This window comes from Polyangium sp. 15x6 (assembly GCF_029960785.1).
GTDB lineage: Bacteria > Myxococcota_A > Polyangia > Polyangiales > Polyangiaceae > Polyangium.
In genome coordinates, this window is the sequence record NZ_JASBQE010000001.1 from 236451 (window position 1) to 250091 (window position 13641).

13 protein-coding genes are annotated in these 13641 nt (G+C 68.1%); 11 read left to right on the top strand and 2 right to left on the bottom strand.

All coding sequences use genetic code 11. The features are described 5' to 3' along the window. Positions 1-90 precede the first annotated feature (90 nt). From QHF83_RS00985 to QHF83_RS01015, 7 genes are read left to right on the top strand one after another with little or no spacing between them, the layout of a single operon-like run. The gene (locus QHF83_RS00985; protein WP_282415826.1) at positions 91-978 is read left to right on the top strand and encodes a helix-turn-helix transcriptional regulator; all 888 of its coding nucleotides are present in this window, start codon (positions 91-93) and stop codon (positions 976-978) included. Continuing rightward, on the top strand, positions 975-2174 hold the full coding sequence (locus QHF83_RS00990) for a hypothetical protein (protein WP_282415827.1): 1200 nt from the start codon (positions 975-977) through the stop codon (positions 2172-2174). The genes QHF83_RS00985 and QHF83_RS00990 overlap by 4 nt, the downstream gene beginning before the upstream one ends. Next, entirely contained in the window at positions 2171-2434 is a 264-nt protein-coding gene (locus tag QHF83_RS00995; RefSeq protein WP_282415828.1) for a hypothetical protein, read from the top strand. The genes QHF83_RS00990 and QHF83_RS00995 overlap by 4 nt, the downstream gene beginning before the upstream one ends. Continuing rightward, complete coding sequence (locus tag QHF83_RS01000) at positions 2409-3737, top strand: hypothetical protein (protein WP_282415829.1); 1329 nt, start codon at positions 2409-2411, stop codon at positions 3735-3737. Before QHF83_RS00995 ends, QHF83_RS01000 begins: the two co-directional genes overlap by 26 nt. Further along, the gene (locus QHF83_RS01005) at positions 3734-4624 is read left to right on the top strand and encodes a hypothetical protein (RefSeq protein ID WP_282415830.1); all 891 of its coding nucleotides are present in this window, start codon (positions 3734-3736) and stop codon (positions 4622-4624) included. The genes QHF83_RS01000 and QHF83_RS01005 overlap by 4 nt, the downstream gene beginning before the upstream one ends. 20 nt (positions 4625-4644) lie before the next feature. Continuing rightward, a complete protein-coding gene (locus tag QHF83_RS01010) occupies positions 4645-6672 on the top strand; it encodes a TonB-dependent receptor plug domain-containing protein (RefSeq protein WP_282415933.1) in 2028 nt (675 codons plus the stop codon). Positions 6673-6689: 17 nt separating this feature from the next. Continuing rightward, positions 6690-7571, top strand: coding sequence for a hypothetical protein (locus QHF83_RS01015; protein WP_282415831.1), 882 nt, complete (start codon positions 6690-6692; stop codon positions 7569-7571). 9 nt (positions 7572-7580) lie between these two features. Here QHF83_RS01015 and QHF83_RS01020 read toward each other — a convergent pair whose 3' ends face one another. Then, complete coding sequence (locus QHF83_RS01020; protein WP_282415832.1) at positions 7581-8318, bottom strand: hypothetical protein; 738 nt, start codon at positions 8316-8318, stop codon at positions 7581-7583. 5 nt (positions 8319-8323) lie between these two features. Further along, complete coding sequence (locus QHF83_RS01025) at positions 8324-9343, bottom strand: radical SAM protein (RefSeq protein ID WP_282415833.1); 1020 nt, start codon at positions 9341-9343, stop codon at positions 8324-8326. 87 nt (positions 9344-9430) lie between these two features. On the opposite strand from QHF83_RS01025, the gene QHF83_RS01030 reads away from it, so the two are divergent. The 4 genes from QHF83_RS01030 (at position 9431) to QHF83_RS01045 (ending at position 13640) form a co-directional block, all read left to right on the top strand. Beyond that, positions 9431-10447: a diacylglycerol kinase family protein gene (locus tag QHF83_RS01030; RefSeq protein WP_282415834.1), complete on the top strand. Its 1017-nt coding sequence runs from the start codon at positions 9431-9433 to the stop codon at positions 10445-10447. Positions 10448-10514: 67 nt separating this feature from the next. Next, a complete protein-coding gene (locus QHF83_RS01035; RefSeq protein WP_282415934.1) occupies positions 10515-11864 on the top strand; it encodes an ABC transporter substrate-binding protein in 1350 nt (449 codons plus the stop codon). A 58-nt stretch (positions 11865-11922) separates the two neighbouring features. Then, complete coding sequence (locus QHF83_RS01040) at positions 11923-12798, top strand: sugar ABC transporter permease (protein ID WP_348980416.1); 876 nt, start codon at positions 11923-11925, stop codon at positions 12796-12798. Then, positions 12795-13640 (top strand): carbohydrate ABC transporter permease, encoded by an 846-nt coding sequence (locus tag QHF83_RS01045; RefSeq protein ID WP_282415836.1) that lies wholly within the window; start codon positions 12795-12797, stop codon positions 13638-13640. The genes QHF83_RS01040 and QHF83_RS01045 overlap by 4 nt, the downstream gene beginning before the upstream one ends. Position 13641: the final 1 nt, after the last annotated feature.

Below are 13641 nucleotides of genomic sequence, written 5' to 3' on the forward strand. Positions count from 1 at the left end.
CTCCCCCGAAAGCCGAGATCGAGGTCACGCCGACGCGATCGTCGCGATCTTTTGTCCTCCACGGGTAACATTAGGTAACATCCGACCACCTTGGGTAACGACGCACCTCCCCGACGGCCCGCGGCCTTGCTCACGACGAACGAGGTCGCGGCGCTGCTTCGTGTTCATCCGAAGCACGTCTACCGGCTCCTCAAACGCGGGCTCCCCGCGCGCCGCGTCGGCGACGAATGGCGTTACGACGAGGCCGATGTGCTCGCGTGGAGCCGGGGCGCGCCGGAAGCGGAGCCTGCGGAGGCGCCGGAGGCTTCCCCTCCGCCTTTGCTCGCGGCGAACGGTGACCTCGCGATCGAGGCCTTGTTCGACGAGGGCCGCGAGCGCTCGGCGCCGCTCGTGGGGTTCGTCCTCGCGGATCATGCGACGGGCCTCGTCCGGCTGGAGAGCGGCGCCGTGCTCGGCGCGGGCTGCCACGGCGACCATGCTCCGGCATCGCTCGGCGGTGAGAAGCTCGCGTGGCTCCACCTCGCCGTGCGGGAGCTCGGCATCGCGCATCGAAAGGGCCTGCGCCTGCGCAGGATCTCCGGCATCGTGGGGCGCAAGCTCGCGTCGCGGCCGAGGACCGCGGGCATTCGCCACCACGTCGACGAGGCCTTGTCCCGCGAGGGAGTCGAGCCCGAGCGCGCTTATGCGCACGCCGAGGAGTATCGATCCCACAGGGATGCGGTCATGGCCGTCGCGCGCGGGGACGCCGAGGTCGCGCTCGCGTCGCGCGCGTGGGCCGCGCACGCGGGGCTCGGGTTCACGCCCGTCGTGGCGGAGGCGTATGGCCTCGTATTTCGTGCCGGGCACCTCGGCGACCCCCGCGTCCTCGCGCTCTGCGAACTCGCGCAGAGCGGGAAATACCGCGAAAGACTCGCGCGGCATGCGGGGTACGACACGACGAGCGCCGGGCATTTGCAGTTCGGAAGGAGCAGATCTTGAAATCGATCCGACAAACCATGGTGGCAGGCGTGCTCGCGGCGCTCCTTTCGCCGCGACCGGCGCTCGCGCTGGATTGCAGTGCCCTGCCAAACCCCGTCTACATCCAGAGCGGGGACACGCAGGAGCCGCTCCTCAAGGCGCTCGGCCAGAAGCTCCGCGCCTCGCAGGCGAGCCCGATGACGCTCATCTACAAGACGAGCGGCTCGTGCACGAACATCGACGCGATGTACAAGGGCACGAAGCTCACGACGAACCCGCTTTACATCCCCTCGGTCGCCGAGGATCCGACCTGGAATCCGAGCAAGCCCGCGCCCCAGTGCACGATCGACCCGAATGGCGTCCCGCTCGACCTCGCCATCTCGGCGCTCTTCGTGAGCGCCTGCGAACCCTCGCCGCCGCCCTCCGGAATCGGCCTCTTCCGGGGGCCCGTGCAGCCGTATGTCTTCATCGTCCCGGAGGCGAGCTCGCAGCGCGCGATCACGGCGGAGGAGGCGTATTTCGTCTTTGGCTTCGGCTCTTCGGGGAAGGTCGAGCCCTGGACCGACGAGTCGCTTTCTTTCATCCGCACGACGACGAAGAGCACACTGCTCACGATGGCCGCGGCCATCGGCGTGCCGGGCGCGAAATGGAAAGGGGTGATGCTCGACAAGTCCTCCGAGGTCCTGAACGGCGTCGCCACCTCGCCGAGCCCCGAAAAGACGATCGGCATCCTCGGCGCCGAGATCTACGACGGCAACCGGGACAAGGTCGAAGCGCTCGCGTTCCAGGCCTTCAAGCAAAAACACGCCTACTACCCCGACTCCACGGCGACGTCCTTCGACAAACGCAACGTGCGGGACGGCCATTACACGATCTGGTCTCCGACAGAGTATCTCGCACCGGTCGATGCGCAGAGGACCGTGTCGAACCCCCGCGTTCGCTACCTCGTCGACATGATCCTCTCGAAGACCGTCTCTCCCGCGCCGGAGTTCGATCCGCTCGACGTCGTCATCTCGAAGGGGCTCGTCCCCGACTGCGCGATGAAAGTCACGCGTTCTTTCGAGGGCGGCGACCTCTCGCTCTACACCCCTGCCGAGCCGTGCGGGTGTTTTTACGAGAGCCGCGTGGGACAGCCGAGCGCCACGTGCAAGACGTGCGGCGGGGACGGCGAATGCGGCGGGGGCAAGTGCCGGCATGGCTTCTGCGAGGCGAAATGAGCACCAGATATTTCATGTCGAGTCTTTTCGTCCTCGTTTTGCTCGCGGGCGCGTGCGGCGAGGACAATCCGCCGGCAGACCCCTCGGGGAGCTCGTCGAGCAGCGGCGCGGGCGGGGCCGGCGGGGCCGGGCCCGAATGTTTCACCGAGCCCACGAGCCACGTGGAGATCATCAACGCCTGCACCGACGCGGAGAAGGTGGACAAGACCGTGAACCTGCCGCTCCTGAATGCCGATGGCTCGTTGCCGCCGCTTCCCTGACCGTGCATTTCGGCGGCTCGTCGCGCTCGCGAGCCTGCTCGTCGCGAGCGCGTCCGGATCCGCGCAAGCCGAGCCGAAGCCAAAGCCGCCCGCGTCGCCCGTGCGCCTTCGCCTCTCGGGCTACGTGCAGGCCGACGCCGTGGCGTATCGGCAATCGTCCCAGGACGAGATCAACCCTGCGACCGGCGCGCCGCTCAACGAGGATCGATTCACGATCACGCGGGCGCGCCTGCGCGCCGAGGCGAGCGCGGACATCGTGAGCGGCGCGCTCGAGCTCGACGCGAACACCGTCGAGGGGCCCGCCGCGCGTGTCATCGAGGCCGAGGTCTCGGCGCGCTGGCAAGGCGCGAACGCCGAGGCGCCGCCTTACGTCATGGCGACGCTCGGCCTCTTCAAGATTCCTTTCGGTGTCGAAGGACCGGAGCGCGAGCGGAGCCGCCTCTTCCTCGAACGAAGCATGACGAGCCGCGCGCTGTTTCCGGGCAACTACGACCTGGGCTTCCGCCTCTCGGGCGGATATCGTGTCTTTCGGTATGCCGTGGCCCTCATGAACGGCGAGCCGGTCGGGCAGGTGTTTTTCCCGGCGCGTGATCCGAACGGCGGCAAGGACGTCCTCGGTCGCATCGGCGTCGATACCACGCCGCTCGCGAGGCTACGCGTGCAGGGCGGTTTTTCGGCCCTCTCCGGCACGGGCCTGCACCGGGGAACACCGAGCACGAAGGACGTCCTCGTGTGGCGCGACGAGAATGAAAATGGCCTCGTGGAGGGGACCGAGATCCGCGCGATCCCCGGGACCGCGGCCACGCCCTCCGAGAACTTCGACCGCTTCGCGCTCGGCGCCGACCTGCGGCTCACGGCGAAACTCCCGGTCGTCGGCGAGTCGTGCCTCTTCGGGGAAATCGTGCGCGCGCAAAACCTCGACCGCGGCGTCGAGCCCGCCGATCCGATCGGCGCGGGCCGTGATCTGCGCGAGCTCGGCTTTCACGTCGGCATCACCCAGGAGCTCGGTCGGTATGCGATGGTCGGCGTGCGTTACGATCGGTACAACCCCGACCAGGACGCGAGCGAGCAACGCGGCAAGGACCTCGTGCCCCGAGATAGCACGTATTCCACCTTCTCGATTGCCGCCGCGCTCCGGTACACGCCGCCCACGTGGACGTTTGCCCGGGACAACCCGTTTCCCGCCCTGCGTGTCGTGGTCGAATACGATCATCGGAACAACGCGCTCGGCCGCACGGCGGGCGGGCTGCCGACCACGCTCGGGGACGACTCGTTCGCGGTCCGCGGGGAGGTGTCGTTTTGAATCGATGGCACGCGCTCGTCCTCGTTGGCCCCGTTCTCTCGGGCTGCGGCGGTGTCCCCTCCGATCCCGGGCTCTTTGCGGACATGCGCGTCGCGCCCGGCTCGTACGTGGAGGGGCCGATGCCAGAGGAGAATGGCGGGCCCGGCGTTGTCGCCGTGGACCTCGGCACGAATCGCGTGCGGGCCGGGCAGATCGACAAACCCTTGCGAGGTTCCCTCACCCCGGAGGCCACGTCGGTCGCGCTCGGCCTCGCCGGGGATACCGGGTACTGGATCGTCCCCGCGGGCTTACCCGACGTGCAATCGCCGGCATTTCCCACGTTCGACGTATCCCTCTCGTTTTCACCCGACATGCGCGCAGGTTCGCACGAGCTCCTCGTGCGCGCCGTCGACGCGGACGACCACTTCGGCCCCGCCAGCCGTCACCCGCTCGAAGCCACGGCGATCGCCGCGCCCGAGGGAGAACTCGTCGTCTCGCTTCGCTGGGATCGCGAGGCCGACCTCGATCTGCACGTCGTCGATCCCCACGGCGTGGAGATCTACAAGCGCAACATCAACTCGTACGAATTGCCGCCGCCCGGACAGCCTGTCGATCCCACGGCGTGGCAATCCGGCGCGATCCTCGATTTCGACTCCAATGCGGGATGCGTCATCGACGGCAGGCGCATGGAGAACGTCGTCTGGAAGGACGAACCGCCGTCCGGCCATTACATCGTCCGTGTCGACACGTTTTCTCTCTGCGGCGAGGCCTTCGCGAACTGGTCGGTCGACGTCCTCCGGAGCGGCGTCTCGCTCGCGCGGTCCACAGGACAGAGCGGACCCACGGACGAGGCCATGCCGCACGACAGGGGAGCGGGCGTCCTCGCGGTGGAGTTCGATCTCCCGTGAGGGGACGCGCCGCGCTCGTGATGGCGGCGCTGGCCGTGTGCTCATTTTCGAGGGCGGCCCATTCTGACGAACCTCGAGAGGTCACCGTTCGCGCGGCGCCACGCAAGCGGGATCCCGGACGCACGACGGTTCGCGCAGACGAGGCCCGGCGCGTGGCGGGGACCCGGGACGATGCGCTTCGAATCGTCGAGAGCCTGCCGGGTGTCGCGCGCGGCGGGTATTTCGGAGGAGGGCTCGTCCTCTGGGGCGCCGCACCCGGCGATAGCCGCGTCACCGTGGACGGCGTGGAGATCCCGCTCCTCTATCATGGCAATGGCCTTCGTGGTGTGCTTCCCTCGGGCCTCGTGCAGGCCATCGACCTCGCGCCGGGCGCATACGGCGCCGAGTACGGTCGCGCGCTCGGCGGCCTCGTCCGCGTGACCACGCGTGACCTTCCGGCGGAGGGTATCCACGGCTCGATCGGCGCGGATCTCCTCGATGCCGCGGGCATGGTGAGCGCTGCCGTGGGCGATCGCGTGCGCGTCGCGGCCGCGGCGCGCGCGAGCCATTTCGATCGGCTCGTCTCCGCCGTCGCGCCGCCGAGCGTCCTCGATGTCGTGCCCATCCCTCGGTATCACGATTATCAGCTCAAGGCCACGCTTGCGCTCCGGGAGGACGAGGAGCTCTCGGCGGTGCTCCTCGGCGCGGGGGACGCGCTCACGCGCGCGCAGCCGTCGTCCGACCCCGCGAAGACACGTATCGAATCGACCGAGACCTCCTTTCAACGATTCTATCTGCGTTACACGCGCGCCCTGCCTGAAGGCGCGAACGTCGTCATCGTCCCATTTTTCGGCCGGGATCGCGAGCGTCGAGACGCCTCGTTCGGCGGAGTACCACAGGCGCGGGACGCGCTCACGTGGCGGTATGGCCTGCGCGCATCGTATCGCGCCCCGATCACGGACGCCGTCGTCGTGACGGCCGGCGTGGATGCCCTCGCGTCCCGCGCGAGCCTGTTCCGACAGGGCTCGCTCACGCTGCCTCCGAGGGAAGGGGATCTTTACGTCTTTGGCCAACCGCCTGGGAGTGACGTCAATGCCGATGATTGGAGCACCAACGTCGTCGACGTCGGCCCGTTCCTCGTCGCGGAGCTGCGGTTCGGACCTTTTCTCGTTACGCCGGGGCTGCGTGCCGACCTTTTCCTGGTGGAGGGTTCCCGCAGCACCCCGCGCGTGGGACAACCTCCCGGCATTGGCTCGTCTCGCCTGTTGCCAGCGCTGGATCCGCGGCTCTCGGTGAGTGTCTCCCCCGTGCAGCACGTGACGCTCTCCGCGAGCGGCGGCCTCTACCACCAGCCGCCCGCGGCCGAGGACCTCGGCCCGGTGTTCGGCACGCCAAACCTCACGCTCGCGCGGTCCGTGCACGCGAGTGCCGGCGCGTCCGTGCGCCTGCCCGCGGGCCTCGGCGTCGAGGTGACCGGCTTTTTCGTGTCGCTTGACGACCTCGTGGTCCGCAGCCGGCTCCCCACCCCGAAGCTCGCCGCCGCCCTCACGCAGGAAGGCGAGGGTGAGAACTTCGGCGTGCAGGTCCTCGCGCGAAGGCAACTCCAGAATGGGATTTACGGATGGATCGCCTATACCGCGAGCCGTAGCGAACGGCGCTACGCGGGGGACGCGTCCTCGCGGCGCTTCGATCACGATCAGACGCACGTGCTCACGGCGACGGCCGGCTACGAATGGCGCGGATGGACCTTCGGCATCCGGTTTCGCCACGCGACAGGCGCGCCACGCACGCCCGTCGTGGGCTCGTTCGACGACGTGACGACCGGCCGCTTTCAGCCGATTTTCGGCGTGCAGAACGGAACCCGCCTCCCGAGCTTCCAGGCCCTGGATCTCCGCGTGCAAAAGGCGATCGCCGTGCGCCGCGCCTCGGTCGTCCTTTCCCTCGACGTCACGAACGCGACGAACCAGGAGAACCCCGAGGAGATCGTTTATAACTACGATTTCAGTCGCAAGAGCTTCATCTCGGGTTTGCCCGCGCTGGCCATTCTCGGTGCGAGGGTCGAGCTGTGAAGAGCCCCTTTTCGTGTTTGACGATACTTCTTGTCCTCGCGGGGTGCCTTCCCGTCGAAACCGAGCGCGAGTCGCTCGTGACAGGCCCGCGGATCCTCGCGGTGCGCAGCGAGCCGCCCGAGTCGAAGCCCGGTGAATCCGTCACGTACGAGGCGCTCGTGGTGACGCCGGACGGCGAGCCCGAGGGCGCCGCGATGCGCTGGGCTTTTTGCGCGGCGCCGAAGCCACTCACCGAAAACGGCTCGGTCAGCACCGCGTGCCTAGGAGACGCCGTCCGGCCGATCGTGGGCGCTTCCGCGAGCGTGACGGCCGCGACACCTCCCGACGCGTGCTCGCTCTTTGGTCCCGAGGCGCCGCCCGGCGATTTCCGCCCGCGGGACCCGGACGCGACGGGCGGGTTTTACCAGCCAGTCCGCGTGGAAGCCATGCAGCGGACCGCGTTCGTGCTGGAGCGGATCACGTGCAACTTGCCGAATGCGCCGCTCGACGTCGCGGTGGAGCTCGCCGAGCGCCACGTCCCCAATCGAAATCCGAAGCTCCTTCCGCTGCACGCGTTCGTGAACGGCGCGTCCGCGTCGCTCGACGCATTGCCCGCGGGCGCGGACGTTCGATTCGAGGTCGGCTGGCGCGCCGAGGACGCCGAGGTGTATCCCACCTTCGATCCGAGAAAGCAGGTGCTCGTGGATCAGCGGGAAGCCTTGCGTGTCTCCTGGTATGCGACCGCGGGGGCCTTCGAGAGCGACGTGAACGGGCGGGCGACGAACGACATGGAGACGACGGTGTCGAACGGATGGCGTGCGCCCGACGAGCCTACGCGTGTGTTTTTATGGCTCGTATTGCGGGACGGGCGCGGTGGGACCGATTTCGCGGGGTATGCCCTCGATGTGACCCCGCCGTGAAGCGGGCATCTACTCTTCCAGCGGGGGGATACGGAGCAACGCGAACGGATCGGGGACGCCATGCGGGCACTCCCAGACCTTGAACTGGAGCTCGACTTCCATCTCTCGCGCGATCGTTCGCACGGCCTGCACGCCCTCGATCAGATCACGGAAGACCACGGCAACGTGCCTGCTTCCCCATTCCCCGTGATGCCACGCCGGCTCGATCGGCGGGCGGCTATCCCCTTCGCGGCGCCTCGTCCAGGAAGGTAGCTCCTCCGCGAGCCGCGCCTCGAAGGCGTCGAGTTTCTCCCGCCGAACCTCTTTGTCCTTGTATTGTTCATGCACGATCCAGTAGGCGAACTCGATGGCGATCTCCTCGTGCGCATGGTCGAGCTCCATCTGGACGCGGCCGCCGCGCGCATAAAAAAGCTCGCCGATGACCGCCGGGATCGTCAAAGTGAACGAGGAATGGAAGAGCACCTGCAGCCCCGCGGCGACGACCTGCGGGGGATCGTCGTAGTCGGGCCAATCGTCGTAGCGGCCTGGTTTGTCGCCCCGCAAGCCCTCGCGCTGCACCAGTTCGTCGAGCGGGGAGGGGCCGTCGTCGACCCCGCAGGTACGTTCGAGCCACGCGGAATGCGCCGCGCTCACCTCCGCGAGCAAGCGCGCGACCTCCTCGGCCGTGGCCTCGTCCTTGAACGTGCCGACGAGGGTATAGCTGCCGCTGTTGTTGCTGGCGAATGCCTGGAAGAGGTAGATACGCATGGGAGTCAGCCCGTCATCGGTAATCGTCGTGGGGAGCCGTCGAGGCCATACCCTGGCGTCCGCGCGCAACCAGGCTCGCGCGCGGGTTCGGCGAGCGCGGATGCGTGCGTCTCCCAGACGCGCAGCACGTCCGCGGCGGTCTCCGCGGGAAAATGCAGATGGTGGAAGCTGCAGGGGCTCACCTGTTTGTCGCTCGTGATCACCACGAATTCGCGACCCGCGGGGCAGGGGCGCCCGCCGAAGAGACGCGGCACGGCCTCCATGCGATCGCCCCAGCACACGTCGAGCTTGAGCGTCGCGCGCCCCGCGAGCGCGCGCCCGAGCACACGCGCGACGCGGGCAAGCTCCGACGCCTCGGCAGGATCGAGGTGCAGGGCGTGATCCGGGCCATTGTAGGAGAGGAGCAGGATGTCCCGACAACCCGCTTCCACGAGATCGAGGACGAACGCCGCGAGCCCGGGGAGGCGCGCGGGCGTGACGAGCCAGTTCACGCCGAAGCGCACGCCGCTTCCGGCGAGCCGCGAAAGGATGGGCCGGTGGTCGACGTCGTCGTAGACCGAAAGTCGAATTTGCCCGACGTGCGGCGCGAGCGCCGTGATCGTCGCGTCGTCGAGTCGCGTACCGTTGGTCGTCAAACTGACCGCGAGCCGCGTCTCCGTGTCGAGGCGCCGCACGAGCGCCGCGAATCCCTTGAACACGAGCGGCTCGCCGCCCCCGAACGCGACCTCCAGCACGCCGGCACGATCGAGATCACGCAAGAGGGCGAACGCCTCCTCCGCCGTCCAGGCGCTTCGAGCCGCGATGTCGCGCGAGCAGAACGTGCAGGAGAGATTGCACGCGTTCGTGATCGCGAACTGCACGACGCGCGGCGCGCGCATGCGGAGATGCGCCGTCTCGGGCCCCTCGCAGACGGCCGTGAGCCCCGTGCGCCGATCGAAGCAGAGGAGCGCGCCGTCGAGCGCGAAACGTCGCATCGGCGCGAGCGCCCTCGGCAGCGGAATCTCGTCTTCGGGGCGCGGGAGCACGCCTCGAGGCTATCCGAACGCAGCCGCGAGGGGAAGGGGACCCGGGCGCGTGAAACGACGGCGCGTTTCGGGTAAACTTCGCCGCGCATGACGGCGCCCACGCACCTCCTCGTCGCGAACCCCATGGCCCAGAGCGGGCGTAATGCGGCGCGTATCGAGGTCGCATTGCGCCTGCTTCGTGCGGCAGGGCTCCACGCCCGACTTTTGCCGACGGAGCCCGGCGGACGCACCGTGCAGGCGGTGCGGGACGCGCTCGCGGAGGCGCCCTATCGATGCGTCATTGCCATGGGCGGAGACGGGACGTTCCGCGAGGTCGCCGAGGGGCTGCTCGAGAGCCCGCGAAGGGAGGCGGTCGCGCTCGGAATGCTGCCCGCGGGGACCGCGAACAACCATGGCCGGAGCTTCGGGTTGCGTGCGGGGGAGGGCGCGCTCGCGCGGAACGTCCGGGTCCTCGCGGCCGCCCGGGAGACGCGGCTCGACGCGGGGAAGCTCCATGCGATGGATGGCACGGGCGGAACGATCGCGCGGGCGACGTTCTTCGATTCGGTAGGTTTTGGCATCGGAGCCGCGGTGATTGCGGCGCGTAACGTGGATCGGGATCGTGTCCGGCGTTTCGGCCGGGCCTTCGCACTTTATCGCGACGAACTCGTGTACGCGGGTGCCCTGGTCCGCACGCTCGTTTCTGCGCCGAGCACCGACGTCGATTTCGTTGCCGACATCGTCGCCGATGGATCCCACGACGAGGCGCGGCTCACGGAGCTCTTGATTCGAGGGACGCGCGTCTACGCAGGCGGGTGGGTGGTCGATCCGACGTCACGCCACGACGATGGCCTCTTCGAGGTGTTCCCATTTCCCACCCGGCGCGATTGGCTCCGGCGCGCCACGCTCGGCCTCTCCGTCGGTCCCCTCGCTCGCGCCGGGCTCGTCGCCCCGGCCGCGCCGCCGGGGACGCGGAGGGCCTCACGGATCGACGTCCAATTTCGCGTCGCCGAAGGCGGCGCGCCCCCGCCTTGCCAGCTCGACGGCGAAGAATTCCCTCGCGCCGAGCGCGCTTCGATCGAGGTCCTCGCCCGCGCCTTGCGGCTGATCGTTCCGGACGAATGATTCTGATCCGTTTGAGGACAAAACATTTGACGGCGCTGCCCGATCAGGGAACGATGTCGTCGTGTTCATGGGAGGAGACGAGCAGACCCGACGTTCCTTCCTCGCGACCACGGCGGGCCTCTCGCTTTCCGCGCTGATCTCCGGCTGTCGCCGCGCCCCGTCCGCGGAGATGGACGAGGGCGAAGAACTCCCCGAGGTCCGCATGCCGCCGCCGCCCGTGCGAGGCGCCGTGCGGCATGCGGGCGCGCGGCTCGTGTTCTACGCGGAGTCCGTCGGCATCGGCGCAGCGATCGATCGCGCGCTCGCGCAGCGGTTCGCCCGGGACACGGGCGCTACCGTGGACGTGGTCCTGCGCCCGCGCGACGCGACCGAGACATATGCGAGTTATCAGCGCCTCTTCCAGGCGCGCTCCGCCGACGTGGACGTCCTCTCGCTCGACATCGTCTGGCCGGGCATCTTCGCCCCGCATTTGCTCGACCTCGGCCAGACGCTCGGGGCCCTCGCGGCCGCGCACCTCGAAGCCGCCATCCGGAACGACACCGTGCAAGGGCGGCTCGTGGCCATGCCTTATTTCACGGATTTCGGCATGCTTTATTATCGCAGCGATCTGCTGCAAAAATACGGATATGGTGCGCCCCCGACGACGTGGGACGAGCTCGAGGAGATGGCGAAGGCGATCCAGAGCGGGGAGCGCGCGCGTAGCCGCGCGTTCGCCGGCTTCGTCTGGCAGGGCAAGGCGTACGAAGGGCTCACCTGCAATGCGCTCGAGTGGATTCACTCGCACGGCGGCGGCGCGATCCTGGAGGGCCGCGAGCCCACGGTCAAAAATCCCCGGGCCGCGCAGGCGCTCGCTCGCTTCCGGCGGTTCGTCGGGACGATTTCCCCGATCGGCGTGACGGGATACGAGGAGGAGGACGCGCGCAACGTGTTTCAGGGAGGAAACGCGGCCTTCATGCGCAACTGGCCGTACGCGTACGCGGCCGGTAATACGAAGGGCTCGCGTATCGAGGGCCTTTTCGACGTCGCGCCGCTCCCGCACGAGCCGGGGTACGAGAGCAGCGCGACCCTGGGCGGGTGGACGCTCGGCATCTCGAAGTATTCGCGGTTTCCCGACGCGGCCGTCGCGTTCGTGGGGTATCTCTGCTCGCCCGAGGTGCAGCGCTTCCGGGCGCTCGTCGGGGGATACATCCCCACCATTCTCGCCGTGCAAAACGATCCGGACGTCGCCCGGGCGCTGCCTTTCCTCGAACGAGTGCGGGGAGCGACGCTCGTCGCGAGGCCCTCGAACCAGGCCGGAGCAAGGTACAACGAGGTCTCCATCGCCTTTTATCAAGGCGTGAGCAAGGCGCTTTACGGGACGGACCCCGAGAAGGCGCTGGAGCAGATCGAACGGCGTATCCGGCGCTCGCTGCGGTGAGGGACATGGGATGAGCACGACGGCGAGCGAGGCGGAAAAGCAGGGGGAGGTCGCGGGGATTCGCGCGAGGCGGCGCGCCCGGGTCGCGTGGGCGTTCCTGTCTCCGGCGCTGATTGTCACGGCCTTCGTGGCGCTCTACCCGCTCTGCGACACGCTGTATCTGAGCCTCACGAACACCCGCCTCGCCAGCGAGGAGCCCCCGCGGTTCGTGGGTTTGTCGAATTATGTCGAGCTCGTCCACGACGGGTTTTTCCTCGACGCGTTGCTCCTCACCGTGCTCTTCGCCGTGATCACCGTGATGCTGGAGCTCGCCCTCGGCCTGGGGATCGCGCTGCTCCTCGATGCTCGGTTCAAGGGCCGCTCCGCCGTGCGCGCGGCCATGCTCGTTCCCTGGGCCATCCCCACGGCCGTGTCCACGCAGATGTGGAAATGGATGTACAACGACGTGTACGGCGTCTTTAATGACGTGCTCGTGAATCGGCTGGGGCTCGTCTCCGAGCCGATCGCATTCACCGCGGACCCGAGGACCTCGCTCGCCGCGGCCGTGCTCGTCGATGTCTGGAAGACGACGCCGTTCGTCGCGTTGCTCCTGCTCGCCGGCCTGCAGCTCATCCCGCGCGAGCTTTACGAGGCCGCGCGCGTGGACGGCGCGACGCGCCTGCAGGCCTTCACGCAGATCACGTTGCCGCTCCTCCGGCCGGCCCTGCTCGTCGCGCTCGTGTTCCGGACGCTCGACGCATTGCGTGTCTTCGATGTCTTCTACGTGATGTTCGGGAGCCGGCCCGACATGCAGACCCTGGCCACGTATGCCCACGAGATCCTCGTCAGCATCTCCGACGTGGGATACGGATCGGCCGTCTCCACCGCGATTTTCCTGGTCATCGCCGTCTTCATCGTGATCTACGTGGTGCTCTTCCGACGGAGGGAAGCATGAAGGCCCGGGCCATGGCGCGGCGAGGGATCTTCGGGATGGCCGTCCTTTCCCTCGTCGTGTATCTCGTCTTTCCCTTCGGCTGGGCGCTCGTGTCCTCGTTCAAGACGAACGCCGAGCTCTTCTCGACGCCCGCGCGTTTCTGGCCCGAGCACCCCACGCTCGAACATTATCGTCACGTCCTCGCGAACGACGATTTTCTCCATGCGGCGCTGAACAGCGTCCTCGTGGCGAGCTCCGTGACGCTCGTCTCCCTCGCCATCGGCGCGCTCGCGGCCTTCGCCCTCGGCCGGTACCAATTCCGCGGCCGGAGCCTCGTGCTCTACGTCGTCCTCTCGATGACCCTGTTTCCCCAGATCGCCGTCCTCGGCGCGCTCTTCCAGCTCGTCAATGCGCTTGGCCTCTACAATCGGCTGCCGGCCCTCACCCTGACGTATCTCGTCTTCACGTTGCCGTTCACCATCTGGGTGCTCACCGGATTCCTCGAGGCCGTGCCCGTCGAGATCGAAGAGGCGGCGTACATGGACGGGGCATCTCCGCTCCAGCTCTTCACGAAAATCATGCTCCCGCTCGCGGCCCCCGGAATGGTCACGACGGGATTGCTCTCCTTCATCGCCGCATGGAACGAGCTCCTGTTCGCGCTCTCGTTCACGCAAACCCCGGACAAACGGACCGTGACCTATGCGATCCTCTCGTTTTCCGCGACGACGAGCTCTGCATTCGAGGTGCCCTGGGGTCAGATGATGGCCGCTTCCGTGCTCGTGACGATGCCGCTCGTCCTGCTCGCGCTCGTTTTCCAGAGGCGCATCATCGCGGGGCTCACCGCGGGAGCCGTGAAGGGTTGAG

Coding starts and splice junctions, on each gene's coding strand:
- QHF83_RS01045 (WP_282415836.1), top strand. CDS start 12,795: ATGAAGGCCCGGGCCATGGCGCGGCGAGGGATCTTCGGGATGGCCGTC.
- QHF83_RS01035 (WP_282415934.1), top strand. CDS start 10,515: ATGGGAGGAGACGAGCAGACCCGACGTTCCTTCCTCGCGACCACGGCG.
- QHF83_RS00995 (WP_282415828.1), top strand. CDS start 2,171: ATGAGCACCAGATATTTCATGTCGAGTCTTTTCGTCCTCGTTTTGCTC.
- QHF83_RS01000 (WP_282415829.1), top strand. CDS start 2,409: ATGGCTCGTTGCCGCCGCTTCCCTGACCGTGCATTTCGGCGGCTCGTC.
- QHF83_RS01030 (WP_282415834.1), top strand. CDS start 9,431: ATGACGGCGCCCACGCACCTCCTCGTCGCGAACCCCATGGCCCAGAGC.
- QHF83_RS01010 (WP_282415933.1), top strand. CDS start 4,645: ATGGCGGCGCTGGCCGTGTGCTCATTTTCGAGGGCGGCCCATTCTGAC.
- QHF83_RS01020 (WP_282415832.1), bottom strand. CDS start 8,318: ATGCGTATCTACCTCTTCCAGGCATTCGCCAGCAACAACAGCGGCAGC.